This is a genomic window from Agrobacterium tumefaciens (assembly GCF_005221385.1).
In the GTDB taxonomy this organism is placed as follows: domain Bacteria; phylum Pseudomonadota; class Alphaproteobacteria; order Rhizobiales; family Rhizobiaceae; genus Agrobacterium; species Agrobacterium tomkonis.
Map to the genome: position 1 here is coordinate 1,728,499 of NZ_CP039903.1, position 25,542 is coordinate 1,754,040.

Consider the following 25,542-nt stretch of genomic DNA (forward strand, 5'->3'; position numbering starts at 1 on the left):
TTACTTCCTCTTTGCCTTCTTGTCCGCGCCGTGACCGTAATAGGTACGGGTCGGAGAGAATTCACCGAACTTGTGTCCGACCATGTCTTCGTTGACCGAGACGGGCACATGCTTGCTGCCGTTATAAACGCCGAAGGTCAGACCGACGAACTGCGGCAGGATCGTGGAGCGACGGCTCCAGATCTTGATTACTTCATTACGTCCGCTCTCGCGCACCTTCTCAGCCTTGGTGAGAAGATAGCCGTCAACAAACGGACCTTTCCATACTGAACGAGCCATTAGTGACTACCTCTCTTACTTCTTACGCTGATGGCGCGAGCGCATGATGAACTTGTCGGTCGACTTGTTCGAACGGGTGCGCTTGCCCTTCGTGGGCTTGCCCCACGGAGTAACCGGGTGACGGCCACCCGATGTGCGACCTTCACCACCACCGTGCGGGTGGTCGACCGGGTTCATGACGACGCCGCGAACGTGCGGACGCTTGCCACGCCAACGCGAACGACCAGCCTTGCCGTCGTTGATGTTGCCGTGATCCGAGTTCGAAACAGCGCCGATCGATGCGAGGCACGAGCCATGCACCAGACGCTGTTCGCCCGAGTTGAGACGCAGGATGGCCATACCGGCATCGCGGCCGACGAGCTGGACATACGTACCGGCGGAGCGGGCGATCTGACCGCCTTTACCCGGCTTCATCTCGACGTTGTGGATGATCGAACCGACCGGAATGTACTGAAGCGGCATGGTGTTGCCGGGCTTCACGTCCACTGCCTTGTCGGAGGCGATCACCTTGTCACCAGCAGCGAGACGCTGTGGCGCGAGAATGTAAGCCTGTTCGCCGTCGGTATACGTAACCAGCGCGATGAACGCGGTGCGGTTGGGGTCGTATTCCAAACGTTCAACGGTGCCTTCAACGTCGAATTTACGACGCTTGAAATCCACCAGACGGTAGGTCCGCTTGTGACCGCCACCCTGGAACCGGACGGTGATCCGGCCCTGGTTGTTGCGGCCACCCTTGGAGCTGAGGCCCTGGGTCAGAGCCTTTACCGGCTTGCCCTTGTAGAGCGAAGCGCGGTCCACGATAACCAGCTGGCGCTGGCTTGGCGTGGTCGGATTGAAACTTTTCAATGCCATTTTATTGTTCCCTTTTGGGTCTTTGCCCGCTTGGGCCTAACCTTTAGAGTCCGGTGGACACGTCGATGGATTGACCTTCGGCGAGCGTAACGACGGCTTTCTTGACGTCTTTCAGCTTACCGGCGAACCCACGGAAACGACGGGTCTTACCCTTGCGGATAAGCGTGTTCACAGCCGTGACTTTGACGCCGAAGAGAGCTTCCACGGCAGCCTTGATTTCAGGCTTGGAAGCGCTTTTGGCGACGTTGAATACGACCTGGTTCTGTTCGGAGACCAGCGTCGACTTTTCCGTGATCGAAGGAGATACGATCACATCGTAGTGGCGAAGATCCGTCATTTGAACCGCTCCTCCAGAGCCTCTACAGCAGCCTTGGAAAGCACCAGCTTGCCACGGCGCAGGATGTCGTAAACATTGATGCCCTGTACCGGCAGAACGTCCACATTCGGGATGTTCTGGGCTGCGAGCTTGAAGTTGCCATCAAGTTCAGCGCCACCGATAACGAGAGCGTTGGTCAGGCCAAGCGAAGCGAAGCTGCCCAGCAGAGCCTTGGTCTTTGCTTCAGATGCAACGAGCTGATCAACGATGATCAGTTCTTCAGCCTTCAGCTTTGCAGACAGGGCGTGACGCAGAGCGAGCGCACGAACCTTCTTGGGAAGGTCATGGGCGTGGCTGCGAACGACCGGGCCGTGGGCCTTGCCGCCGCCGCGGAACTGCGGTGCGCGAGCCGAATGGTGACGAGCGCGGCCCGTACCCTTCTGCTTGTACATCTTGGCACCGGTACGGGAAACTTCCGACCGGTTCTTGGTCTTGTGGGTTCCCTGCTGCTTCTTAGCAAGCTGCCAGCGAACCATGCGGGCCAGAATGTCCTGGCGGGGGTCGAGGCCGAAGATCTCATCCGACAGAGAAACCTTGCCGGCGTCTTTTCCCTCGAGGGTCTTGACGTTCAATTCCATGATAAGGCTCCCTTACTTCGCAGCCGACTTGACGGCGTCGCGGACGATGATCCAGGAACCCTTCGAACCGGGAACTGCACCCTTCACGAGGATGAGGCCACGGTCTTCGTCAGTCGAAACGACTTCGAGGTTCTGGGTCGTAACGCGTGTCTGGCCCATATGACCAGCCATGCGCTTGCCCTTCCAGACGCGGCCCGGATCCTGGTTGTTACCGGTCGAACCGTGTGCACGGTGCGATACGGAGTTACCGTGCGAAGCGCGGCCACCACCGAAGTTGTGACGCTTCATAGCACCGGCAAAACCTTTACCGATTGTGGTTCCAGTGACGTCCACCAGCTGGCCGTTCTGAAAATGAGTTGCGGTCAGTGTTGCACCGATGTCGATCAGGTTCTCGGGAGAAACCCGGAACTCGACGAGCTTGGCTTTCGGTTCGACATTGGCAGCGGCAAAATGACCGCGAAGCGCCTTCGTCGTGTTCTTGACCTTGGACTGGCCGGCACCGAGCTGAACTGCGGTGTAGCCATTCTTGTCTTCCGTGCGCTGGGCAACGACTTGTACGTTATCCAGTCGCAATACTGTTACGGGGATATGTTCACCTGCGTCGTTATAGACGCGTGTCATACCCACTTTCTGTGCAATCACACCTGAACGCATTGGTTCATCCTCTTGCGAGCCTTGAAGGGAAAACCCTCTCTGGCCTTTGTTAAGGAGTGCCCTTCGACATCTCACGATGTTTCCGGTCTCCGGTTTGGAAGTCGTTGGATTGCTCCACGTACCTTCCTTGTTATTTCAGCCCTCACCTTGGATGGATCGGGCCGGGTCTTAGAGCTTGATTTCCACGTCAACGCCAGCAGCGAGGTCGAGCTTCATAAGAGCATCGACAGTCTGCGGGGTGGGGTCAACGATATCGAGAAGACGCTTGTGCGTCCGCATTTCGAACTGTTCACGGCTTTTCTTGTCAACGTGAGGAGAGCGGTTGACGGTAAACTTTTCGATGCGGGTGGGGAGTGGAACCGGGCCGCGAACGCTGGCGCCGGTGCGCTTTGCGGTCGACACGATTTCACGGGTAGAGGCATCGAGGATCCGGTGATCGAACGCCTTGAGGCGGATACGGATATTCTGGCCGGTCATTCGTCTTGTCCTTGTTCTTTGTTATTCGTTTCCGCACGCGGAAACACATGAACTTCTATTGATCGTGGCGCCGCAGATTTTCAAAAATCGAGAGGGATGCGCCTCGCACCCCAATCATTTCAGTAGTCTGTATTGCTAAAACACCGCGTTTCGCAAATGCTTGCGAATCCAGCGGTGAGTGTGAGTGCGCGTTTACGCGCTTTCACCGAATTTTTCAAGCACTAAAAATGCAACGCCGCCAGGCTTTTTATTAAAAGCCCGACGGCGGTGTTTGTGACACCGCCGTCGGAGCGAATTTTAAAAGTCGAAATTACTCGACGATCGAAGCCACGATGCCGGCGCCGACGGTACGGCCGCCTTCGCGGATAGCGAAGCGCAGCTTTTCTTCCATCGCGATCGGAACGATCAGCTCGACTTCAACCGTGACGTTGTCGCCAGGCATAACCATTTCCGTGCCTTCCGGCAGAGAAACGATGCCGGTCACGTCCGTCGTGCGGAAGTAGAACTGCGGGCGGTAGTTCGTGAAGAACGGCGTATGACGGCCGCCTTCTTCCTTCGTCAGGATGTAGGCTTCTGCCATGAACTTCTTGTGCGGCTTGACCGAACCCGGCTTGCACAGGATCTGGCCACGCTCAACGCCGTCACGGGTAACGCCGCGAACGAGAGCACCGATGTTGTCGCCAGCCTGGCCCTGGTCGAGCAGCTTGCGGAACATTTCAACGCCGGTCACCGTCGTCTTCGAGGTCGGACGGATGCCGACGATCTCGACTTCTTCACCAACCTTGACGATACCGCGCTCAACGCGACCCGTCACAACCGTACCACGGCCGGAGATCGAGAACACGTCTTCGATCGGCATCAGGAACGGCTGGTCGATCGGACGCTCAGGCGTCGGGATGTAGGCGTCAACAGCGGCCATCAGCTCGCGGATCGCGTCTTCACCGATCTTCTTGTCAGAATCTTCAAGAGCAGCAAGTGCCGAACCCTTGATGATCGGGATATCGTCGCCCGGGAAGTCGTAGGACGACAGAAGTTCGCGAACTTCAAGCTCGACGAGCTCGAGAAGCTCGGCGTCGTCAACCTGGTCGACCTTGTTGAGGAACACGACGATTGCCGGAACGCCAACCTGACGGGCAAGCAGGATGTGCTCGCGGGTCTGCGGCATCGGGCCGTCGGCAGCCGAGCAAACCAGGATCGCGCCGTCCATCTGGGCAGCACCGGTGATCATGTTCTTCACGTAGTCGGCGTGGCCGGGGCAGTCGACGTGCGCGTAGTGACGGGCAGGCGTCTCATACTCAACGTGTGCCGTCGAAATCGTGATACCACGGGCCTTTTCTTCAGGCGCGGCGTCGATCTGGTCATACGCCTTGAATTCGCCGAAGAACTTCGTGATCGCGGCCGTCAGCGACGTCTTGCCATGGTCAACGTGACCGATCGTGCCAATGTTGACGTGCGGCTTATTGCGCTCAAACTTGCTCTTTGCCATTAGTGGCTCTCCATTCTTGTCCCTTGACGGGAATAATCTTCAAATCTGGTGGGGCGTACCCCGATCACTTCTGACCGGAGTACTTTGCCTGGATTTCCTGCGCCACGTTCGACGGAACCGGCGAGTAGTGGTCGAACGTCATCGAGTACTGAGCGCGGCCTTGGCTCATGGAGCGCAGGTTGTCGACGTACTTGAACATGTTCGCGAGCGGAACATGCGCGTTGATGACGATGGTGATACCACGGCTTTCCTGGCCCTGGATCTGACCACGACGGGAGTTCAGGTCGCCGATAACGTCGCCGACATAGTCTTCCGGCGTTACGACTTCGACCTTCATCATCGGCTCGAGAAGCTGTGCACCAGCCTTCTTGGCTGCTTCACGGAAGCAGGCACGCGATGCGATTTCGAAGGCGAGAACCGACGAGTCGACGTCGTGGAATGCACCGTCGATCAGCGTCGCCTTGACGCCGAGCATCGGGAAGCCAGCCAGCGGACCGGAAGACAGAACGCTTTCGATACCCTTCTGAACGCCCGGGATGTATTCCTTCGGAACAGCACCACCGACGATCTTGGATTCGAACTTGAAGTCTTCGCCTTCAGGGTTCGGTTCGAAGATGATCTTGACGCGAGCGAACTGACCGGTACCACCGGACTGCTTCTTGTGCGTGTAGTCTTCTTCGTGCTGACGCGTGATCGTTTCGCGATAGGCAACCTGCGGCGCGCCGACGGTGGCTTCAACCTTGAACTCGCGACGCATACGGTCAACGAGAATGTCGAGGTGAAGTTCGCCCATGCCCGCGATGATCGTCTGACCGGACTCTTCGTCGGTCTTGACGCGGAACGAAGGATCTTCAGCAGCCAGGCGGTTGAGCGCGAGGCCCATCTTTTCCTGGTCGCCCTTGGTCTTCGGCTCGATCGCGATCTGGATGACCGGCTCGGGGAATTCCATGCGCTCGAGGATAACCGGCTTCAGCGGATCGCAGAGCGTATCGCCAGTGGTGGTTTCCTTGAGGCCAGCCAGAGCAACGATGTCGCCGGCAAAGGCTTCTTCGATGTCTTCGCGCGAGTTGGAGTGCATCTGCAGCATACGGCCGACGCGCTCGCGCTTGTCCTTGACCGTGTTGATGACAGACGTACCCTTTTCGAGCTTGCCCGAGTAGATACGTGCGAAGGTCAGCGAACCGACGAAGGGGTCGTTCATGATCTTGAACGCGAGCATGGAAAGCGGCTCGCTGTCGTCGGCATGACGTTCGATTTCGGCTTCGGTCTTGAAGTCGATGCCCTTGATCGCCGGAATGTCAAGCGGAGAAGGCAGGTAGTCGACGACGGCGTCGAGAAGCGGCTGAACGCCCTTGTTCTTGAACGCGGTACCGCAGAACATCGGGTGGAACTTCACGTCGATGGTGCCGCGGCGAACCAGTGCACGGATCTGTTCGTTGTCCGGCATGATGCCGTTCAGGTAGTTTTCCATCGCTTCTTCGTCGATCTCGACAACTGTCTCGATCAGCTTTTCGCGATATTCGTCAGCCTTGGCCTTCATGTCTTCAGGGATTTCGACGACGTCCCACTGAGCGCCGAGCGATTCGTCGCGCCAGATGAGTGCGTTCATCTCGATCAGATCGATAACGCCCTTGAACTCGGTCTCAGCGCCGATCGGCAGCTGCATGACGACGGCAATGGCGCCGAGACGGGTCTTGATCATTTCTACCGAGCGGTAGAAGTCAGCGCCGGTCTTGTCCATCTTGTTGCAGAAGATCATGCGCGGAACATGATACTTCTCGGCCTGGCGCCAGACGGTTTCCGTCTGCGGCTCCACACCGGCGTTGGCGTCGAGCAGCGCGATGGCACCGTCGAGAACGCGCAGCGAACGCTCGACTTCAATGGTGAAGTCGACGTGGCCGGGGGTGTCGATGATGTTGAAACGGCGCATCTTGCCGTCACGGCCCTTCCAGAAGGTCGTGGTGGCAGCAGACGTGATGGTGATACCACGCTCCTGCTCCTGCTCCATCCAGTCCATCGTGGCTGCGCCATCGTGAACTTCACCGATCTTGTGCGACTTACCGGTGTAATAAAGGATACGCTCGGTGGTCGTCGTCTTGCCGGCGTCGATATGCGCCATGATACCGAAATTGCGGTAGTCTTCGATTTTATATTCGCGAGCCATAATGGACTGCCTTTCGATATGCGACCGGTTAAGATTACCAGCGGTAATGCGAGAATGCGCGGTTGGCGTCAGCCATCTTGTGCGTGTCTTCGCGCTTCTTGACAGCCGAACCACGGTTGTTCGCAGCGTCCATGAGTTCGCCGGAAAGGCGATCGACCATGGTCGTTTCGTTGCGCTTGCGCGCAGCGGTGATCAGCCAGCGGATGGCCAGAGCCTGACGGCGCTCGGGGCGAACATCGACCGGAACCTGGTAGGTAGCACCACCAACGCGGCGCGAACGCACTTCAACATGCGGAGCAACATTGTCGAGGGCGGAGTGGAACACGCCGAGCGGCTCCTGCTTCGTCTTGCCCTGAACGACGTCGAACGCGCCGTAAACGATGCTTTCTGCGACCGACTTCTTGCCGTGAAGCATGATGGCGTTCATGAACTTGGTAACGATCAGATCGCCGAACTTCGGATCCGGGTTGATCTCACGCTTTTCTGCACTATGGCGACGGGACATATTCTTTGTCTCTCAATGTTATTGACGCTTTACCACGCGGAGAACCTCGCGCAGCGCCGGAATTTGTTTAAACCCGAATTACTTCGGACGCTTCGCACCGTACTTGGAGCGGCGCTGCTTGCGGTTCTTGACGCCCTGGGTATCGAGAACACCGCGGATGATGTGGTAACGCACGCCCGGCAAGTCCTTTACGCGGCCGCCGCGGATCATGACCACGGAGTGTTCCTGAAGGTTGTGACCTTCGCCCGGAATGTAACCGATGACTTCGAAGCCGTTGGTGAGGCGGATCTTGGCAACCTTACGCAGAGCCGAGTTCGGCTTCTTCGGGGTCGTCGTGTAAACGCGGGTGCAAACACCACGCTTCTGCGGGTTTTCCTGAAGAGCAGGAACCTTGTTGCGCTTTACCTGTGCCTGGCGAGGCTTGCGGATCAGCTGGTTTACGGTAGGCATATAACCATCCCTTGCAAAAACTACTTTAGCCACCCGAACGGGTGGCGGCTATGCCGTTGCCGGCGACGACGCACGTATATATCCTCATGCGCAAAACGTGGCCCGATCCGTTTTCACGGATGGACCACCAAGAGCAGAGGACACCTCAACGAGGCGTCTTGCATGCAACATTCGTGTCTTCTACGTGCAATGGAGTCTTGTTTGAGATGATGTTCGGAAAAAAGGTTTCCGAACGGCCAGCACCCACAGAGGCTCCGATGGCGGGCGTACTACTGTTTTAGCCAGCTTTCGTCAAGGCCGAATCCGCATTTTGCGCCCGTGCCCGCGGCCACAAAGCCCGCAGGCGGGCCATTTCCCCCTCCTTCTAACAGAAGTCACAGTCGGCAACAGCGATTTTGCGCTCCGGCCTTTGGCTTTTCATAAAATCCGTCTATTGATTCCCTCAAGCGGCCAGACTTGGCCCGCCACGCGCAAGACCCGCTCCGGTCGACCCGCGTACATAGCAACGACAGATCAAGGAACCGCGTCATGAGCACCCTCCCCGACAACGACAACGGACGCGACGAGCCGATGGTCTTCATCGTCATCGGCAAGGCTTACGAGACCGATAACTCCGAGGGCATCGACATCCACGTCATCCTTCGGGCGCCGGACGACGATACCGCCGTGCGTGAAACACTGAACGCGCTTTCCGAGGAAGGCTTCATCGAGGCCGACCTCGACCAGATCGGCATGCTGACCGAAATCCCGGATGAAGAGCCGCACGCTTCCGCCTATCAGGGCGCACTGGAAGGCGAAGTGGCGATCATCCGCTTCGCCTGAGGCACAGCCATGACGGTGAGACGCATCGTCACCAATATCGCGACACCCGACCTTGAACGGGCGGGTGTCTTTTATGGCGATATTCTCGGCATGACCATCGCCATGGATCACGGCTGGATCGTGACCTATGCAAGCCCGGTTGAAACACCTGCCCAGATCAGCTTTGCCCGCGAAGGCGGCTCCGGAACGGCGGTCCCCGACATCTCCATCGAGGTCGACAATTTCGACGAGGTTCACGCCCGCATAGTTAAAGCCGGGCTGCCGGTCGAATACGGGCCGGCCATCGAAACATGGGGCGTGCGCCGCCTGTTCCTGCGCGATCCCTTTGGCAGACTGATCAATATATTAAGTCACTTATAGATTATATACTTCAAACTCGTTAGTATTACTTCGTTTCCCATTGAACATCATGAAGATATTAGCTTAAATAACCCCGGCATGAAATTCCGGTGGCGGGTTGGACAATATATCTTCGGCAGACATTATTGATGACATTTACGAGGCGGCGCTTTTTCCCGACCGCTGGGCGAAGGTCATCGCCACAATCGGTCAACGGCTGGATTTCTGGGGCGGCGCCCTCACCTGGGGCAAGGGTGAGGAAGAAGCCTGGCTTTTCACGCCCAATTTCCAGGAATTGATGCAGGCCTTCATGGAGGGCGGCTGGAACCACCGCAATGACCGCCTCACCCGCGCGGTCCGCGAGGGACAATTTTCCTTCGTGCATGATTTCGATGTCTTCACCCACGATGAATGGGCCGGGCTACCGATCGTGCGCGACTTCCTGATGCCACGTGGATTGGGATATGGGGCGGCAACCCAGGTCGCTCCACCTGACCATCCGGAAATGACGGTGCTTTTCGAACGCAAGCTCGACAGCGGCGTCATCGGCCCGGAGACGATGGCCGCGCTCGGCAGGCTGAGGCCGCATATAGCCCGCAGCCTCACACTTGCAACCCGGCTGCAGCGCCAGAGGGCCGATGCGATGACACTCGGTCTCAATGCCATTGGCGCGCCGGCGGCGGTGCTGCAGGCAAGCGGGCGTGTCCTTTCCGCCAACGGCCTGTTTCAGACGCTCCAGAAGTGCATATCCACCCGCGCCCGCGACAGGATCTCCATTTCCGACGAAAGAGTAAACCGGCTGCTCTACAAGGCGCTGGCCGGGCGTGGCGTCAGCTCTTTCCCCATGCCGACCAGCGAGGAGCGGGCCTGCATCCTTCACGTCATCCCGCTGCGCAAGGATGCGCTGGACCTCTCCCCGAACGGCAGCGCCATCGTTCTGATATCGCAACCCGTAGGCGCCGTCGCGGACGCGACCTTGCTCCTGAAAGGGCTTTATGACCTCACCAGGGCCGAAGCCCGCGTTGCTCTGGAAATCATGAAGGGGCTTTCGCTTCCCTCGGTGGCGAAGCAATTGCAGATTTCCCACGAGACGGTCCGCAGCAACGCCAAGTCGATCTATGCGAAGACCGGCAGCACCGGCCAGACCGATCTCGTCCGCCGGCTTTCCGTTCTGACGCGCTACAACATCGGCGAGCAGGGCTGAACCTGCCGCACGGCTTGAAGCCCTCGGCCACACCGATCTGAATATCAACCAGCCCCCGCATCCGCAGCAGTGACCCGCCGAAACGAAAAAACGCCCGGATTGCTCCGGGCGTTTTTATGAACCGTGGCGGGGCTTCGTAAAGCCCCTGCCCTTTCGGCTTCGTTCGCCTTATTCGGCGGCCGGAACCTGATCCGTCATGTCCTGCAGCATCTGGTTTGCAGAACCTGCACCCGTACCCTTGCGGCGTTCCTCGAGAATGAGGTCGTCGCGCGAGGTAGCGATGCGGCGGATCTGCGTCATGGTGCCGCCAGTACCGGCCGGGATGAGACGGCCGACGATGACGTTTTCCTTGAGGCCCTGCAGCGTATCCGTCTTGCCGGCAATCGCAGCTTCCGTGAGAACCTTGGTGGTTTCCTGGAAGGATGCGGCCGAGATGAAGGACGGCGTCTGCAGCGAAGCCTTGGTGATGCCGAGCAGAACAGGATCGCCGTAAGCCGGCTTCTTGCCCTCCTCGATCAGGCGGTCGTTCATGTCATCCAGCTCGATACGGTCGACGTTGTCGCCGACGATGTACTGGCTGTCGCCGGCATCGGTGATCTCAACCTTCTGCAGCATCTGGCGAACGATCACCTCGATGTGCTTGTCGTTGATCACAACGCCCTGCAGTCGGTAGACTTCCTGGATTTCGTTCACGAGGTAGGAAGCCAGAGCCTCCACGCCCTTGATCGCCAGAATGTCGTGCGGTGCCGGGTTGCCGTCGAGAATGTATTCGCCCTTCTCGATGTAGTCGCCTTCCTGAAGATGGAAGGGCTTGCCCTTCGGGATCAGGTATTCGACCGGCTCGACGCCGTCTTCCGCAGGCTCGATCATCACGCGACGCTTGTTCTTGTAGTCGCGACCGAGGCGGATCGTACCGTCGATCTCGGCGATGACGGCGTGATCCTTCGGACGACGTGCTTCGAACAGTTCGGCAACACGCGGCAGACCACCGGTGATGTCCTTCGTCTTGGCGCTTTCCAGCGGCGAACGTGCAAGCACGTCACCCTGGGAGACCTTCGAACCCGGCTCGACCGACAGGATGGCGTCCACGGACAGCTGGAAGCGGGCTTCGCCACCACGGGCAAGCTTCGCAACAGCGCCGGAAGCGTCCTTGATGACGATCGCAGGCTTGAGGTCCGAACCGCGCGGCGTCGAACGCCAGTCAATGACCTGACGCTTGGTGATGCCGGTGGATTCGTCGGTGGCTTCCAGAACGGAAAGACCGTCGACGAGGTCCTCGAAGTGAACGGTGCCTTCCACTTCCGTCATCATCGGACGGGTGTAGGGGTCCCATTCTGCCAGACGCTGGCCACGCTTTACCTTGTCGCCATCATCCACGAAGATCTTCGAGCCGTAAGCGACGCGCTGCGACGAACGCTCCGCACCGCGCTCATCGAGAATGGTGACGGCCATGTTACGGCCCATCGCGATGAGAGTGCCTTCGGAGTTGCGCAGGATGTTACGGTTCTTGATCGCAATCGTGCCCTCGTAAGAGGCTTCAAGGAACGACTGGTCGACCACGTTCGCCGTACCGCCAAGGTGGAAGGTACGCATGGTGAGCTGCGTGCCTGGTTCACCGATCGACTGTGCGGCGATGACGCCAACGGCTTCGCCCATGTTGACAGGCGTACCGCGTGCAAGGTCACGACCGTAGCAGACGCCGCAAACGCCAACCTGCACTTCGCAGGTCAGAGCCGAGCGGATGCGCACGGACTGGATGCCCGCCTTTTCGATGACGGCCACATCGGCCTCATCGATGAGCGTGCCAGCCTTGACGAGGTTCTCGCCGGAAACCGGATGATCGATATCATCAAGAGCCGTACGGCCGAGGATACGTGCGCCGAGCGAGGCAACGACCTGACCGGCATCGACGATGGCGGTCATGGTGAGGCCCTTGTCGGTGCCGCAATCGGTGGAAACGACGATGCAATCCTGCGCGACGTCAACCAGACGACGGGTAAGGTAACCCGAGTTCGCCGTCTTCAAGGCGGTGTCTGCCAGACCCTTACGGGCACCGTGGGTCGAGTTGAAGTACTCGTTAACGGTCAGGCCTTCCTTGAAGTTCGAGATGATCGGCGTCTCGATGATTTCACCCGAGGGCTTGGCCATCAGGCCGCGCATGCCGCCCAGCTGACGCATCTGGTTCGGAGAACCACGCGCGCCCGAGTGGGACATCATGTAGATGGAGTTCATCGGCTTCTGGCGGCCCGTTTCCGGATCAAACTCGACAGCCTTGATGCGCGCCATCATTTCTTCGGCGACCTTCTCGGTTGCCTTGCCCCAGGCGTCGACAACCTTGTTGTACTTTTCGCCCTGGGTGATGAGACCATCATTATACTGCTGTTCGTATTCCTTCACCAAGGCTTCGGTGTCGCCAACGATCTTCACCTTGCTGTCCGGAATGACCATGTCGTCCTTGCCGAACGAAATGCCGGCGCGGCAGGCGTGGCTGAAGCCGAGCTGCATGATGCGGTCGCAGAAGATGACCGTGTCTTTCTGACCGCAATGACGGTAGACCGTGTCGATCATCTTGGAGATGTTCTTCTTGGTCATTTCCTGGTTGCAGACGTCGAAAGGCACGTTGACGTTCTTCGGCAGAAGTTCGCCAATCAGCATACGGCCAGGGGTCGTTTCATGAATCTTGGAAACCGGCTTGCCGTCGGCGTCCACGGTCTTGAAGCGGCCGCGAATCTTGGCATGCAGCGTCACGACCTTGTTTTCAAGCGCGTGATGCAGCTCACCGATGTCGGAGAAAGCCATGCCTTCGCCCGGCTCGTTCTGGTTCATGATCGACAGGTAATAGAGGCCGAGAACCATGTCCTGCGACGGAACGATGATCGGGTGACCGTTCGCCGGATGCAGGATGTTGTTGGTCGACATCATCAGCACGCGGGCTTCCAGCTGGGCTTCCAGCGAAAGCGGCACGTGAACAGCCATCTGGTCACCGTCGAAGTCGGCGTTGAAGGCCGTGCAGACGAGCGGGTGCAGCTGGATGGCCTTGCCTTCGACCAGCATCGGTTCGAAAGCCTGGATACCCAGACGGTGCAGCGTCGGTGCGCGGTTCAGAAGAACCGGATGCTCGCGGATAACCTCGTCGAGGATATCCCAGACTTCCGGCTTTTCCTTTTCAACCAGCTTCTTGGCCTGCTTGACGGTCGAGGAGTAACCCTTGGCGTCGAGACGGGCGTAGATGAACGGCTTGAACAGTTCGAGCGCCATCTTCTTCGGCAGGCCGCACTGGTGCAACTTCAGTTCCGGACCGGTCACGATGACCGAACGACCGGAATAGTCGACGCGCTTGCCGAGAAGGTTCTGGCGGAAGCGGCCCTGCTTGCCCTTGAGCATGTCGGACAGCGACTTCAGCGGGCGCTTGTTGGCACCCGTGATGACGCGGCCGCGACGGCCGTTGTCGAACAGCGCATCGACGGATTCCTGCAACATACGCTTTTCGTTGCGGATGATGATGCCAGGCGCACGAAGCTCGATCAGGCGCTTCAGACGGTTGTTACGGTTGATGACGCGGCGATAGAGATCGTTGAGGTCGGACGTCGCAAAACGGCCGCCATCCAGCGGAACCAGCGGGCGCAGGTCCGGCGGAATGACCGGAACGACCTTCATGATCATCCATTCCGGACGGTTGCCGCTTTCCATGAAGTTCTCGACGATCTTCAGGCGCTTCATCAGCTTCTTCTGCTTGAGATCAGACGTGGTCTCAGCAAGTTCGGCACGCAGGTCGCCGGCGATCTTTTCGAGGTTCATCGAAGCCAGCATCTCGTAGATGGCTTCAGCGCCGATCATGGCGGTGAACTGGTCTTCGCCGAACTCGTCGACGGCGATCATGTACTCTTCTTCAGACAGAAGCTGGTTCTGCTTCAGCGAAGTGAGGCCAGGCTCGGTGACGATGTAGTTCTCGAAATAGAGAACGCGTTCGACATCCTTCAGCGTCATGTCGAGCAGGGTCGAGATACGCGAGGGAAGCGACTTCAGGAACCAGATGTGGGCAACCGGCGCTGCGAGCTCGATATGGCCCATGCGCTCACGGCGAACGCGCGACAGCGTCACTTCGACGCCGCACTTTTCGCAGATGATGCCCTTGTACTTCATGCGCTTGTACTTGCCGCACAGGCACTCGTAGTCCTTGATCGGTCCGAAGATACGCGCGCAGAAAAGGCCGTCGCGTTCCGGCTTGAACGTACGGTAGTTGATGGTTTCCGGCTTCTTGATCTCGCCGTAGGACCACGACAGGATTTTTTCCGGCGAAGCAATCGAAATCCGGATGGAATCGAAATGCTGCGCAGGCACCTGAGGATTGAAAAGATTCATGACCTCTTGGTTCATGCCTTGTCTCCTTGAGAGGCTAGCTGCTGCCCCTGTTTGCATCCGGACCGGCTTCTTCCCGGGTCACCGTCCAGAGCTTTAAATACGGATTAACCGCACAATGCGGCGAAAGTGTCCCACGCCAGCCGGGCTGACGGGAAACCGGCAGGCGCCCGGAAGGCGCCCGCCTCTCTCATTTTTATTCCGCCGCGTCGGGCAGCTGGTCGTCGGGCTGGTTCTCGATCTTCGAGTTTTCCAGCTCAACCGAAAGACCGAGCGACCGCATTTCCTTGACGAGAACGTTGAAGCTCTCCGGAATACCGGCCTCGAAGGTATCGTCGCCACGGACGATCGCTTCGTAGACCTTGGTGCGGCCGGCCACGTCGTCCGACTTGACGGTCAACATTTCCTGCAGCGTGTAGGCCGCGCCGTATGCTTCCAGAGCCCAGACTTCCATTTCCCCGAAGCGCTGTCCGCCGAACTGCGCCTTGCCGCCCAGCGGCTGCTGGGTAACGAGCGAGTAAGGACCGATCGAGCGAGCGTGGATCTTGTCGTCGACAAGGTGGTTCAGCTTGATCATGTACATGTAGCCGACGGTGACCTTGCGGTCGAACGGCTCACCGGTACGACCGTCGTAAAGGACGGACTGACCGGATTCATGCAGACCTGCCTTCTTCAGCATCGCGGCGACGTCAGGCTCATGCGCACCGTCGAAGACCGGGGTCGCGATGGAAACACCGCGCTTGGCTTCTTCGGCAAGCTTCACCAGCGAGTCGTCATCGAAGCGCTGAACCTCGTCATTGGCTTCAGACGCGTAGATTTCCGTCAGTTCGCTGCGAAGCTCGCTGATGTCCATCGTCTTGCGATACTCTTCGAGCATCTCGCCGATCTTCTTGCCCATACCTGCGCATGCCCATGCGAGGTGGGTTTCGAGGATCTGGCCGACGTTCATGCGCGAAGGCACGCCGAGCGGGTTCAAGCAGATGTCGACATGCGTGCCGTCTTCAAGGAACGGCATGTCCTCGACCGGAACGATACGCGAGACGACGCCCTTGTTACCGTGACGGCCGGCCATCTTGTCACCCGGCTGGATCTTGCGCTTAACAGCAACGAAGACCTTGACCATCTTCATGACGCCCGGAGGCATTTCGTCGCCGCGCTGGACCTTTTCGACCTTGTCCATGAAGCGCTGTTCAAGGCGCGACTTGGACTCGTCGTACTGGCCGCGAAGCGCTTCCAGTTCGGACTGAGCCTTCTCGTCCTCGACCGCGAACATCCACCACTGCGAGCGGGGATATTCGGAGACGACGGCGTTGGAAAGTTCGACGCCCTTCTTGAAGCCCTTCGGACCGGCGATGGAAACGTGGCCACGCAGCATGTCGATCAGGCGACCGTAGACGTTACGGTCAAGAATTGCCTGCTCGTCGTCGCGGTCCTTCGCCAAGCGCTCGATCTCTTCGCGCTCGATAGCCATCGCGCGCTCGTCCTTCTCCACACCGTGACGGTTGAAGACGCGGACTTCCACGACGGTACCAAACGTGCCCGGAGGCATGCGCATGGAGGTGTCGCGAACGTCGGAGGCCTTTTCACCGAAGATGGCGCGCAGAAGCTTTTCTTCCGGCGTCATCGGGCTTTCGCCCTTCGGCGTGATCTTGCCGACGAGGATATCGCCCGGCTGAACTTCCGCACCGATGTAAACGATACCGGCTTCGTCGAGGTTCTTCAGCGCTTCTTCCGAAACGTTCGGAATGTCGCGCGTGATTTCTTCCGGACCAAGCTTCGTGTCACGCGCCATCACTTCGAATTCTTCGATGTGGATGGAGGTGAACACGTCGTCGGAAACGATACGTTCCGACATCAGGATCGAGTCTTCGTAGTTGTAGCCGTTCCACGGCATGAACGCGACGAGCGCGTTACGGCCAAGCGCCAGATCGCCGAGGTCGGTCGACGGACCGTCCGCGATGATGTCACCCTTGGAGATGGCGTCACCGACGGAGACCAGCGGACGCTGGTTGACGCAGGTGTTCTGGTTCGAACGCTGGAACTTCTGCAGACGGTAGATATCGACGCCCGACTTGCCGGCATCGAGGTCTTCCGTAGCGCGGATAACGATACGTGTCGCATCCACCTGATCGACGATACCGCCACGGCGAGCCGCGATGGCAGCGCCGGAGTCGCGAGCAACGACCGGTTCCATGCCCGTGCCGACGAACGGCGCTTCCGCCCGCAGAAGCGGAACGGCCTGACGCTGCATGTTCGAGCCCATGAGAGCGCGGTTGGCGTCGTCGTTTTCCAGGAACGGAATGAGAGCCGCAGCGACCGAAACGAGCTGTTTCGGCGAAACGTCCATCAGGTTGATGTTGTCGCGCGGTGCGAGCATAACTTCGCCCGAGTGACGGCAAACAACGAACTCTTCAACGAAGGCGCCTTCGCCATCGAGTTCGGCATTGGCCTGTGCGACGTAATACTTGGCCTCTTCCATCGCGGAGAGATAGATCACGTCGGTCGTCACCTTGCCGTCGGTGATCTTGCGGTACGGGCTTTCGATGAAGCCGTACTTGTTCACACGGGCAAAGGTTGCAAGCGAGTTGATCAGACCGATATTCGGTCCCTCAGGCGTTTCGATCGGGCAAATACGACCGTAGTGGGTCGGATGAACATCGCGGACTTCAAAGCCGGCGCGCTCACGGGTCAGACCGCCCGGTCCAAGAGCCGAAAGACGGCGCTTGTGGGTGATTTCCGAAAGCGGGTTCACCTGGTCCATGAACTGCGACAGCTGCGAGGAACCGAAGAATTCGCGAACGGCGGCGGCTGCCGGCTTCGCATTGATCAGGTCCTGCGGCATCACGGTGTCGATTTCGATCGAGGACATACGTTCCTTGATCGCACGTTCCATGCGCAGAAGGCCCAGACGATACTGGTTTTCCATCAGCTCGCCGACAGAACGAACACGGCGGTTGCCGAGGTTGTCGATGTCGTCGATTTCGCCCTTGCCGTCGCGCAGTTCGACCAGCATCTTGACGACGGCGAGGATGTCTTCCTTGCGCAGCGTGCGCACGGTGTCTTCCGCGTCGAGGTCGAGACGCATGTTCATCTTCACGCGGCCAACAGCCGAGAGATCGTAACGTTCAGCATCGAAGAACAGCGAGTTGAACATCGCTTCGGCCGAATCCATGGTCGGCGGCTCACCCGGACGCATGACGCGGTAGATGTCGAACAGCGCTTCCTGGCGGTTCTGGTTCTTGTCCGCAGACAGCGTGTTGCGGATATAGGCGCCAACATTGACGTGGTCGATGTTGAGAACCGGAATCTCGTCAAAGCCGGACTGCAGGATGAGGCCGAGCGTCTTCTCGTCGATTTCGTCGCCGGCTTCGAGATAGATCTCACCCGTCGAATAGTTGACGATGTCTTCGGCAAGGAAGTTGCCGTAGAGGTCTTCGTCAGTCGCCTTCAGCGCCTTCAGGCCCTTGTCGACGAGCTGGCGGATAAGGCGCGGGGTCAGCTTCTTGCCACCTTCGACAACGACTTCGCCGGTATCGGCGTCGATCATGTCGGTGATGACCTTGGCGTTCTTCAGCGCTTCAGGCTGGAACGGAATGCGCCAGCCATCGCCGGAGCGCTCGTAGGAAGCCTTGGTGTAGAAGGTCGACAGGATTTCTTCGCCATCCATGCCGAGCGCCATCAGGAGCGAGGTCACAGGCAGCTTGCGGCGACGGTCGATACGCGCATAAACGATGTCCTTGGCGTCGAACTCGATGTCGAGCCAGGAACCGCGATACGGGATGACGCGGGCAGCGAACAAAAGCTTGCCGGAAGAATGGCTCTTGCCCTTGTCGTGGTCGAAGAACACGCCCGGCGAACGATGCATCTGCGAAACGATGACGCGCTCGGTGCCGTTGACGATGAACGTACCGTTATTGGTCATGAGCGGCATGTCGCCCATGTAAACGGACTGTTCCTTGATGTCCTTGATGGACTTCGCGCCAGTATCCTCGTCGATATCGAACACGATGAGGCGCAGCGTCACTTTCAGCGGCGCTGCATAGGTCAGATCGCGCTGACGGCATTCCTCGACGTCGAACTTCGGCGCTTCGAATTCGTAGGATACGAATTCGAGCATGGATGCGCCCGAAAAATCGGTGATCGGGAATACGGATTTGAATACGGCATTCAATCCCTCGTCGGGACGGCCACCCTTGGGCTCGTCAACCATGAGAAACTGGTCATACGAAGCCTTCTGAACCTCGATGAGGTTCGGCATTTCCGCTACTTCTGGAATTTTGCCGAAAAACTTGCGTACGCGCCTGCGACCATTAAACGAAAGGGTCTGAGCCATCGTCGCTCCTTTAAAATTGCATCCGGGCCTGCAACGGACGGGAACCGATGGCCAGTCGACCCCGTCAAGCAATGGGTATCATCAATCTCGTTCCACATCCCGGATCGATCAGGCCGGATTGCCTAGATGAGCCGGTTCGGAACCATTCTCTTGAAGAACCCATTACCCAAAAGCCATTTTCACGCGGCTTTTGGGTAATAAGGTTTAAAACGATGACAGACGGGGAAGGCTGAGACAGCCTCCCCCGCAAGCAATCGCAAGATTACTTAACGTCAACCTTGGCGCCTGCGTCCTCAAGCTTCTTCTTGAGATCAGCAGCTTCAGCCTTGGAAACGGCTTCCTTGACAGCCTTCGGAGCGCCTTCAACGAGGTCCTTGGCTTCCTTCAGGCCGAGGCCCGTGATAGCGCGAACTTCCTTGATGACGTTGATCTTGTTGGCGCCAGCGTCAACCAGGATCACGTCGAATTCAGTCTTTTCTTCTTCAGCAGCAGCAGCAACGCCAGCACCGCCAGCAGCAGCAACAGCTACCGGAGCAGCAGCGGAAACGCCCCACTTTTCTTCAAGAAGCTTCGACAGTTCTGCAGCTTCCAGAACGGTCAGGGTGGAGAGGTCTTCAACGATCTTTGCGAGATCAGCCATTTTGATAGTTCCTTTTGTTCAGTTCGAACCAGTTTGAATAATTACAGCGAAAAACCGCCTTAAGCGGCTTCGTCCTTCTTGGCGTAAGCCGAAAACACGCGTGCAAGCTGGCTTGCAGGTGCGGCAACAACCGTAGCGACGCGAGTTGCCGGGGCATTGAGAAGGCCCAGCAGCTTTGCGCGCAGCTCGTCCAGCGAAGGCAGGGTCGCAAGCGACTTGACTGCTTCGGCGTTGAGCGTGGTTGCGCCCATGGAACCGCCGAGAACAACGACTTTATCGTTGGCCTTTGCGAAGTCCATGACGACTTTCGGAGCGATCATCGGGTCGACGCTGTATGCAATCAGCGTCTGGCCCTTGAAGAGATTTGTCATCCCTTCCGACTCCGTGCCCTGAAGAGCGATCTTGGCCAGGCGGTTCTTCGCGACCTTGACGGTGCCTCCGGCAGCGCGCATTTTCGAACGGAAGTCGTTCATCTGCGCAACGGTGACACCAGCATAGTGGGCCACGACAACCGAACCGGAAGCCTTGAAGACTTCGTTCAGCTCCGTGACGAATTCGCGTTTTTCCGCTCTTTCCACTGTCTGTCTCCAGTAGACGGGACCACATGATTGTGAACCCGTCGGGTTTGCCTTTGCCCCAGGGGACCTTTTTACAAAGATCCCGAGCGACGCTCGAGGATCCTGTCCCCCGCTCTGTCGCCGCAAACGGCTTCAGGCACAGGCACACCAGGTTCGAACCGGACAGTCAGACATCCTCAGATGTCTCAAATCCAGCCTCACCCGTCTCATGCAGGTTGAATGATTAAGGCCAGATCCCGAAAGACATGGCCACCCGCAATCTCGGACAGGAGTTCCGGGTTTCCCCGGAAATCTCCGGCTCCCTGAGAGCCGGAAATTCTTTTAGTCACACGCCCGAAGGACGCGCGAGAATTGATTAAGCCGTAACCGACGAAGGGTCGATCTTGACGCCCGGACCCATGGTCGAGGAGATGGCAACGCGCTTGACGTAGTTGCCCTTGGCACCCGTCGGCTTTGCCTTGACGACCGCGTCGGCGAAAGCCTTGATGTTTTCTTCAAGAGCCTTGGCGTCGAACGAAGCCTTGCCGATGCCGGCATGCACGATACCAGCCTTTTCAACGCGGAACTCGACAGCGCCGCCCTTGGACGCCTTGACGGCGCCGGCAACATCCATCGTCACCGTACCGACCTTCGGGTTCGGCATCATGCCACGCGGGCCGAGTACCTTGCCGAGACGGCCGACGAGCGGCATCATGTCCGGGGTCGCGATGCAACGATCGAAGTCGATCTTGCCGCCCTGAACGATTTCAACCAGTTCTTCCGCGCCGACAACGTCAGCGCCGGCAGCCGTGGCTTCATCAGCCTTGACGCCACGGGCGAAAACGGCGACGCGAACGTCACGACCGGTGCCGTTCGGCAGGTTGACAACGCCGCGAACCATCTGGTCCGCATGGCGCGGGTCAACGCCGAGGTTCATCGAAACTTCAACGGTTTCGTCAAACTTGGCAACCGCACGTTCCTTGACCATCGAAATGGCGTCGGTGAGAACGTAGAGCTTGTTGGGATCCACGCCTTCGCGGATCTTCTGAATGCGCTTTGCTACCTTGGCCATGATCAACCTACCACTTCCAGGCCCATGGCGCGGGCGGAGCCCTCAACCATTGCCATTGCGCCTTCGATATCGGCTGCGTTCAGATCCTTCATCTTGGCTTCAGCGATCGTCTTGACCTGAGCCTTGGTGATGGAGCCGACCTTGGCGCCCTTGCCAGGCGTCTTGGAACCGGAGGTGATCTTAGCTTCCTTCTTCAACCAATAGGTCATCGGCGGCTGCTTCATGACGAAGGTGAAGGACTTGTCCTGGTAATAGGTGATGACGACCGGGATCGGCATACCCTTTTCCATTTCCTGCGTGGCGGCATTGAACGCCTTGCAGAATTCCATGATGTTAATGCCACGCTGACCAAGTGCCGGACCGATCGGCGGGGACGGATTGGCCGACCCAGCCTTTACCTGCAACTTGAGCTGGCCTGCAACTTTCTTAGCCATATCTCTCTGCCTTTCAATTCAAACCGGTTACCCGGCTTCTCTCTAGCCGGATCGCTCCGGCGGCTGCGGTTGCGTGGTGCGGCGCCCTGCCCCGGCTTAAGAGCCAGATTGCCTTCCACGCGCCTGGGGCTTCACCCCTCCAATCAGACCTTCTCGACCTGATTGTATTCCAGCTCGACCGGCGTAGCGCGGCCGAAAATCGAAACTTCCACCTTCAGGCGCGAACGCTCTTCGTCGACATCCTGAACCACGCCGTTGAACGACGCGAACGGACCGTCGGAAACGCGAACCTGCTCGCCGATCTCGAACGAAACCGAAGACTTCGGACGCTCGACACCTTCCTGAACCTGACCGAGAATACGATCGGCTTCATAATCGGGAATCGGAACAGGCTTATTGTCCGAACCGAGGAAACCGGTAACCTTCGGCGTGTTCTTGATGAGGTGATAGGCCTCATCCGTCAGGTTGGCGCGCACCAGCACGTAACCTGGAAAGAACTTGCGCTCGCTATCAACCTTACGGCCGCGACGCACCTCGACAACCTTTTCGGTCGGCACGAGGATTTTCTCGAAAAGATGATCAAGACCCTTCTGACGAGCCTTTTCCTCGATCGACTCGGCGACCTTCTTTTCGAAATTCGAATATGCGTGAACGATATACCAGCGTGCTGCCATTTTTATTCTCCGTTCAATCCTTTGACCGTGCCGTTACCGGCCTACGTTCAGCACGAGGCTGAGCAGCCAGCCGATGAGCTGGTCCGCAGCAAAGAAGAACAGAGCCGCAAAAATGACCATCACCAGCACCATAGCCGTCGAAATCATGGTCTCGCGGCGCGACGGCCAAGTAATTTTTGACGCTTCGGCGCGAACCTGCTGCAGAAACGTAAACGGATTGGTTTTGGATGCCATTGACTGCCCACGCAATTACGGCGCGTAAAGCCGAACTAATCAGCCCCACGCACCGCGTGTCTGTTTTGACCTACATAAACACCGATTCCACTTTTAACAAGAGGAAATCGACATTCCGCGAAATTCGCCGGAAATCCGGCACCCATCTGCCATGCAGCGAAGATCGCGCTTGCGAATGGAAAGTGGCAGGGGCAGTAAGGCTCGAACTTACGACCTGCGGTTTTGGAGACCGCCGCTCTACCAACTGAGCTATACCCCTTCATCACCGTAACCGGCCGCGAAAATCGCTTGGCCAGTTCGATATGCGTTCCTTTAAGGCCCTGAAAAAAGAATGGCAAGCGCTTTTTGCCGGCTTTCAGAAGTTTATACCGCCCCTCGCGCTGTCGTCGGGTCATAACCCCTGAGCCTTCGGCAGCCCACACCCCACACATCCGCGATCGAACAGGTGTTACGCCCACAAATGAAGCCCTGCCCGCACAAGAGGGCTAGGACTCAGGCATCTTATCCGTCGCCGCCACGCTTTGTTTTTCACGATGTTTGCGCCTTTGATGAGCCACGCGCCGATCGACGGAACGGCGCCATTTTCTGAGCGTCGCCACCGAGAAAAATCGATTCGCACCCTTTAATACCCCTGCCAGACCGCCAGCAGACTTGCTGCCATAATTGCTGCGGCCGAAACCGGAGTGATTGACGTGCGTATCCGCCAGCCATGCCATGATTGCACCAAGGTCTTTATAATAGAGACTGATTTCCGCTTCGGTGGCAAATCCGGCATAGCCATGGGGCAGTTTCTGGTAATCGGCGAAACGCTTCAGGGTCGGATTGAACGTGAAGCTATGCCAGACCCGATGCGCAGCGGGCGGTATCTTCCAGTAGCCGATGTCATTCGACATTTTGGAAAGCCGGCGAACATCTTCCGGCATGTCCTCGTGCGTCCTTAGCTGGACGAGGGCAACCTGCGGGTCTCGCCTGAGTATCTCCAGCCCCCGCGCCACGGTCCCCGGCACGGGAAAGGTCCAATCATCTTCAAGATGCAAAATATAGGACGTGCTGACCTCAGCATAGGCCTTGTCTATCGAGCGATGCTGACCGAGATTGACGCCGTTTAAAATTACCCGCACCGGCTGGTCGGGATATCTTGCCGGAAGATCAAGGACCGACTCGTCACCGGAATCCTCGATGATGATAAACTCGCGCAGCGGGTAATCGTTCGTCGCGAAAAATGCGTCAACCGTCGCAACAAGCAGATCCGGGCGTCGGCAACTCGTCAGCACTACAGTAAGATCAGACATCTTATAATCTTGAATTTAGACAGCATTTACGCGGGATGGAATCTCCCGCCCGAATAGAAAATAATGATGCCTGGGCTCGGAACACCGAGCCGAAAATGAGCTGCAACAAACATGCAATAAAAATGTCATCTATTACGCCTCCACCCAGATGCGCAGGCATTATAGTTATGAGATCAAGTAACCATAACGCCCCCGGCAGATACGCCTAAAAAAAATTACTTATATTTTCAAGTTCACGTCGGCCAAATTCGAATTTTTCAACAAAAAAAGCGGCGACACCAAAGGTGCCGCCGCTTTCTGAAATCATACATGCATCACCGGTATTTCTACCGGCAATTATTACTCGACGATCGAAGCCACGATGCCGGCGCCGACGGTACGGCCGCCTTCGCGGATAGCGAAGCGCAGCTTTTCTTCCATCGCGATCGGAACGATCAGCTCGACTTCAACCGTGACGTTGTCGCCAGGCATAACCATTTCCGTGCCTTCCGGCAGAGAAACGATGCCGGTCACGTCCGTCGTGCGGAAGTAGAACTGCGGGCGGTAGTTCGTGAAGAACGGCGTATGACGGCCGCCTTCTTCCTTCGTCAGGATGTAGGCTTCTGCCATGAACTTCTTGTGCGGCTTGACCGAACCCGGCTTGCACAGGATCTGGCCACGCTCAACGCCGTCACGGGTAACGCCGCGAACGAGAGCACCGATGTTGTCGCCAGCCTGGCCCTGGTCGAGCAGCTTGCGGAACATTTCAACGCCGGTCACCGTCGTCTTCGAGGTCGGACGGATGCCGACGATCTCGACTTCTTCACCAACCTTGACGATACCGCGCTCAACGCGACCCGTCACAACCGTACCACGGCCGGAGATCGAGAACACGTCTTCGATCGGCATCAGGAACGGCTGGTCGATCGGACGCTCAGGCGTCGGGATGTAGGCGTCAACAGCGGCCATCAGCTCGCGGATCGCGTCTTCACCGATCTTCTTGTCAGAATCTTCAAGAGCAGCAAGTGCCGAACCCTTGATGATCGGGATATCGTCGCCCGGGAAGTCGTAGGACGACAGAAGTTCGCGAACTTCAAGCTCGACGAGCTCGAGAAGCTCGGCGTCGTCAACCTGGTCGACCTTGTTGAGGAACACGACGATTGCCGGAACGCCAACCTGACGGGCAAGCAGGATGTGCTCGCGGGTCTGCGGCATCGGGCCGTCGGCAGCCGAGCAAACCAGGATCGCGCCGTCCATCTGGGCAGCACCGGTGATCATGTTCTTCACGTAGTCGGCGTGGCCGGGGCAGTCGACGTGCGCGTAGTGACGGGCAGGCGTCTCATACTCAACGTGTGCCGTCGAAATCGTGATACCACGGGCCTTTTCTTCAGGCGCGGCGTCGATCTGGTCATACGCCTTGAATTCGCCGAAGAACTTCGTGATCGCGGCCGTCAGCGACGTCTTGCCATGGTCAACGTGACCGATCGTGCCAATGTTGACGTGCGGCTTATTGCGCTCAAACTTGCTCTTTGCCATGTGAATTGCTTCCTGTGAACGTGAAGTAGTTTCCCCGGCGAACCGGTTTGGTGTCGCCGTTTAAGGCTTTGTAAGCGAATGCGCAAGACTTAATTGTGAAAGCGCCTGCGCACGCGCTTCAAGCGTGCCCCGAGGCCCGCATATGGTGTGTTGTTTGCGACATTTAAACCCTTGGAAGGATGACGTCGACGCAAGCCGCGCGGAGCGCCTTTCTGTTATTCTCGATCACTAATTAAGATATTTCCA

The 25,542-nt window shown here is 58.0% G+C and carries 23 protein-coding genes and 1 tRNA gene; 3 read left to right on the top strand and 21 right to left on the bottom strand.

The genetic code is table 11. The annotated features are described in order from the left end of the window. From rpsS to rpsL, 10 genes are all read right to left on the bottom strand, one after another. On the bottom strand, positions 1-279 hold the full coding sequence (gene rpsS, locus CFBP6623_RS08675; RefSeq protein WP_003507772.1) for a 30S ribosomal protein S19: 279 nt from the start codon (positions 277-279) through the stop codon (positions 1-3). Positions 280-294: 15 nt separating this feature from the next. Further along, on the bottom strand, positions 295-1,131 hold the full coding sequence (rplB, locus tag CFBP6623_RS08680; RefSeq protein WP_003507771.1) for a 50S ribosomal protein L2: 837 nt from the start codon (positions 1,129-1,131) through the stop codon (positions 295-297). Positions 1,132-1,174: 43 nt separating this feature from the next. Further along, entirely contained in the window at positions 1,175-1,468 is a 294-nt protein-coding gene (locus CFBP6623_RS08685) for a 50S ribosomal protein L23 (RefSeq protein ID WP_003495178.1), read from the bottom strand. Further along, a complete protein-coding gene (gene rplD, locus CFBP6623_RS08690) occupies positions 1,465-2,085 on the bottom strand; it encodes a 50S ribosomal protein L4 (protein ID WP_010971963.1) in 621 nt (206 codons plus the stop codon). Before rplD ends, CFBP6623_RS08685 begins: the two co-directional genes overlap by 4 nt. Positions 2,086-2,097: 12 nt before the next feature. Beyond that, entirely contained in the window at positions 2,098-2,739 is a 642-nt protein-coding gene (gene rplC, locus CFBP6623_RS08695) for a 50S ribosomal protein L3 (RefSeq protein WP_046798167.1), read from the bottom strand. 168 nt (positions 2,740-2,907) lie between these two features. Beyond that, positions 2,908-3,216, bottom strand: a complete 309-nt coding sequence (rpsJ, locus tag CFBP6623_RS08700; RefSeq protein ID WP_003495158.1) for a 30S ribosomal protein S10 — start codon at positions 3,214-3,216, stop codon at positions 2,908-2,910. Between the two features lie 310 nt (positions 3,217-3,526). Then, positions 3,527-4,702, bottom strand: coding sequence for an elongation factor Tu (gene tuf / locus CFBP6623_RS08705; protein WP_003507684.1), 1,176 nt, complete (start codon positions 4,700-4,702; stop codon positions 3,527-3,529). Between the two features lie 64 nt (positions 4,703-4,766). Further along, a complete protein-coding gene (gene fusA / locus CFBP6623_RS08710; RefSeq protein ID WP_046798165.1) occupies positions 4,767-6,866 on the bottom strand; it encodes an elongation factor G in 2,100 nt (699 codons plus the stop codon). Positions 6,867-6,900: 34 nt separating this feature from the next. After that, positions 6,901-7,371, bottom strand: coding sequence for a 30S ribosomal protein S7 (rpsG, locus tag CFBP6623_RS08715; RefSeq protein ID WP_046798164.1), 471 nt, complete (start codon positions 7,369-7,371; stop codon positions 6,901-6,903). A 78-nt stretch (positions 7,372-7,449) separates the two neighbouring features. After that, the gene (rpsL, locus tag CFBP6623_RS08720) at positions 7,450-7,821 is read right to left on the bottom strand and encodes a 30S ribosomal protein S12 (protein ID WP_003507760.1); all 372 of its coding nucleotides are present in this window, start codon (positions 7,819-7,821) and stop codon (positions 7,450-7,452) included. Positions 7,822-8,349: 528 nt separating this feature from the next. Between rpsL and CFBP6623_RS08725 the strand changes: the two genes are divergently transcribed. From CFBP6623_RS08725 to CFBP6623_RS08735, 3 genes are all read left to right on the top strand, one after another. Beyond that, entirely contained in the window at positions 8,350-8,643 is a 294-nt protein-coding gene (locus CFBP6623_RS08725; protein ID WP_003523731.1) for a hypothetical protein, read from the top strand. Between the two features lie 9 nt (positions 8,644-8,652). After that, positions 8,653-9,003 (top strand): VOC family protein, encoded by a 351-nt coding sequence (locus CFBP6623_RS08730; protein WP_046798163.1) that lies wholly within the window; start codon positions 8,653-8,655, stop codon positions 9,001-9,003. Positions 9,004-9,100: 97 nt separating this feature from the next. Further along, on the top strand, positions 9,101-10,186 hold the full coding sequence (locus CFBP6623_RS08735; protein ID WP_046798162.1) for a helix-turn-helix transcriptional regulator: 1,086 nt from the start codon (positions 9,101-9,103) through the stop codon (positions 10,184-10,186). A gap of 168 nt (positions 10,187-10,354) precedes the next feature. Here the strand turns inward: CFBP6623_RS08735 and rpoC are convergent, their stop codons facing one another. The 11 genes from rpoC to tuf (CFBP6623_RS08790) form a co-directional block, all read right to left on the bottom strand. Then, the gene (rpoC, locus tag CFBP6623_RS08740) at positions 10,355-14,563 is read right to left on the bottom strand and encodes a DNA-directed RNA polymerase subunit beta' (RefSeq protein ID WP_046798161.1); all 4,209 of its coding nucleotides are present in this window, start codon (positions 14,561-14,563) and stop codon (positions 10,355-10,357) included. 178 nt (positions 14,564-14,741) lie between these two features. After that, on the bottom strand, positions 14,742-18,878 hold the full coding sequence (gene rpoB / locus CFBP6623_RS08745) for a DNA-directed RNA polymerase subunit beta (RefSeq protein WP_046798160.1): 4,137 nt from the start codon (positions 18,876-18,878) through the stop codon (positions 14,742-14,744). A 262-nt stretch (positions 18,879-19,140) separates the two neighbouring features. Continuing rightward, on the bottom strand, positions 19,141-19,518 hold the full coding sequence (gene rplL, locus CFBP6623_RS08750; RefSeq protein WP_046798159.1) for a 50S ribosomal protein L7/L12: 378 nt from the start codon (positions 19,516-19,518) through the stop codon (positions 19,141-19,143). 59 nt (positions 19,519-19,577) lie between these two features. After that, the gene (rplJ, locus tag CFBP6623_RS08755) at positions 19,578-20,096 is read right to left on the bottom strand and encodes a 50S ribosomal protein L10 (RefSeq protein WP_046798158.1); all 519 of its coding nucleotides are present in this window, start codon (positions 20,094-20,096) and stop codon (positions 19,578-19,580) included. A gap of 355 nt (positions 20,097-20,451) precedes the next feature. Next, positions 20,452-21,147 carry a 50S ribosomal protein L1 gene (gene rplA, locus CFBP6623_RS08760; protein ID WP_046798157.1) on the bottom strand — a complete coding sequence of 232 codons (696 nt, stop codon included), beginning with the start codon at positions 21,145-21,147 and terminating at the stop codon, positions 20,452-20,454. A gap of 2 nt (positions 21,148-21,149) precedes the next feature. Next, on the bottom strand, positions 21,150-21,581 hold the full coding sequence (rplK, locus tag CFBP6623_RS08765) for a 50S ribosomal protein L11 (RefSeq protein ID WP_027677153.1): 432 nt from the start codon (positions 21,579-21,581) through the stop codon (positions 21,150-21,152). 143 nt (positions 21,582-21,724) lie between these two features. After that, entirely contained in the window at positions 21,725-22,255 is a 531-nt protein-coding gene (gene nusG / locus CFBP6623_RS08770; protein WP_046798156.1) for a transcription termination/antitermination protein NusG, read from the bottom strand. A gap of 33 nt (positions 22,256-22,288) precedes the next feature. Further along, on the bottom strand, positions 22,289-22,489 hold the full coding sequence (gene secE, locus CFBP6623_RS08775; RefSeq protein ID WP_003523719.1) for a preprotein translocase subunit SecE: 201 nt from the start codon (positions 22,487-22,489) through the stop codon (positions 22,289-22,291). A 183-nt stretch (positions 22,490-22,672) separates the two neighbouring features. After that, positions 22,673-22,748: transfer RNA gene (locus CFBP6623_RS08780), tRNA-Trp, on the bottom strand. Between the two features lie 226 nt (positions 22,749-22,974). Further along, positions 22,975-23,781: a glycosyltransferase family 2 protein gene (locus tag CFBP6623_RS08785; RefSeq protein ID WP_046798155.1), complete on the bottom strand. Its 807-nt coding sequence runs from the start codon at positions 23,779-23,781 to the stop codon at positions 22,975-22,977. Between the two features lie 339 nt (positions 23,782-24,120). Beyond that, the gene (gene tuf / locus CFBP6623_RS08790) at positions 24,121-25,296 is read right to left on the bottom strand and encodes an elongation factor Tu (RefSeq protein ID WP_003507684.1); all 1,176 of its coding nucleotides are present in this window, start codon (positions 25,294-25,296) and stop codon (positions 24,121-24,123) included. Between the last annotated feature and the right edge of the window lie 246 nt (positions 25,297-25,542).

Coding starts and splice junctions, on each gene's coding strand:
- nusG (WP_046798156.1), bottom strand. CDS start 22,255: ATGGCAGCACGCTGGTATATCGTTCACGCATATTCGAATTTCGAAAAG.
- rpsL (WP_003507760.1), bottom strand. CDS start 7,821: ATGCCTACCGTAAACCAGCTGATCCGCAAGCCTCGCCAGGCACAGGTA.
- fusA (WP_046798165.1), bottom strand. CDS start 6,866: ATGGCTCGCGAATATAAAATCGAAGACTACCGCAATTTCGGTATCATG.
- rplD (WP_010971963.1), bottom strand. CDS start 2,085: ATGGAATTGAACGTCAAGACCCTCGAGGGAAAAGACGCCGGCAAGGTT.
- CFBP6623_RS08685 (WP_003495178.1), bottom strand. CDS start 1,468: ATGACGGATCTTCGCCACTACGATGTGATCGTATCTCCTTCGATCACG.
- rplC (WP_046798167.1), bottom strand. CDS start 2,739: ATGCGTTCAGGTGTGATTGCACAGAAAGTGGGTATGACACGCGTCTAT.
- CFBP6623_RS08730 (WP_046798163.1), top strand. CDS start 8,653: ATGACGGTGAGACGCATCGTCACCAATATCGCGACACCCGACCTTGAA.
- CFBP6623_RS08785 (WP_046798155.1), bottom strand. CDS start 23,781: ATGTCTGATCTTACTGTAGTGCTGACGAGTTGCCGACGCCCGGATCTG.
- rpsG (WP_046798164.1), bottom strand. CDS start 7,371: ATGTCCCGTCGCCATAGTGCAGAAAAGCGTGAGATCAACCCGGATCCG.
- rpsJ (WP_003495158.1), bottom strand. CDS start 3,216: ATGACCGGCCAGAATATCCGTATCCGCCTCAAGGCGTTCGATCACCGG.
- CFBP6623_RS08725 (WP_003523731.1), top strand. CDS start 8,350: ATGAGCACCCTCCCCGACAACGACAACGGACGCGACGAGCCGATGGTC.
- rpoB (WP_046798160.1), bottom strand. CDS start 18,878: ATGGCTCAGACCCTTTCGTTTAATGGTCGCAGGCGCGTACGCAAGTTT.
- rplK (WP_027677153.1), bottom strand. CDS start 21,581: ATGGCTAAGAAAGTTGCAGGCCAGCTCAAGTTGCAGGTAAAGGCTGGG.
- secE (WP_003523719.1), bottom strand. CDS start 22,489: ATGGCATCCAAAACCAATCCGTTTACGTTTCTGCAGCAGGTTCGCGCC.
- rplB (WP_003507771.1), bottom strand. CDS start 1,131: ATGGCATTGAAAAGTTTCAATCCGACCACGCCAAGCCAGCGCCAGCTG.
- tuf (WP_003507684.1), bottom strand. CDS start 25,296: ATGGCAAAGAGCAAGTTTGAGCGCAATAAGCCGCACGTCAACATTGGC.
- rplA (WP_046798157.1), bottom strand. CDS start 21,147: ATGGCCAAGGTAGCAAAGCGCATTCAGAAGATCCGCGAAGGCGTGGAT.
- tuf (WP_003507684.1), bottom strand. CDS start 4,702: ATGGCAAAGAGCAAGTTTGAGCGCAATAAGCCGCACGTCAACATTGGC.
- rplL (WP_046798159.1), bottom strand. CDS start 19,518: ATGGCTGATCTCGCAAAGATCGTTGAAGACCTCTCCACCCTGACCGTT.
- rpsS (WP_003507772.1), bottom strand. CDS start 279: ATGGCTCGTTCAGTATGGAAAGGTCCGTTTGTTGACGGCTATCTTCTC.
- rpoC (WP_046798161.1), bottom strand. CDS start 14,563: ATGAACCAAGAGGTCATGAATCTTTTCAATCCTCAGGTGCCTGCGCAG.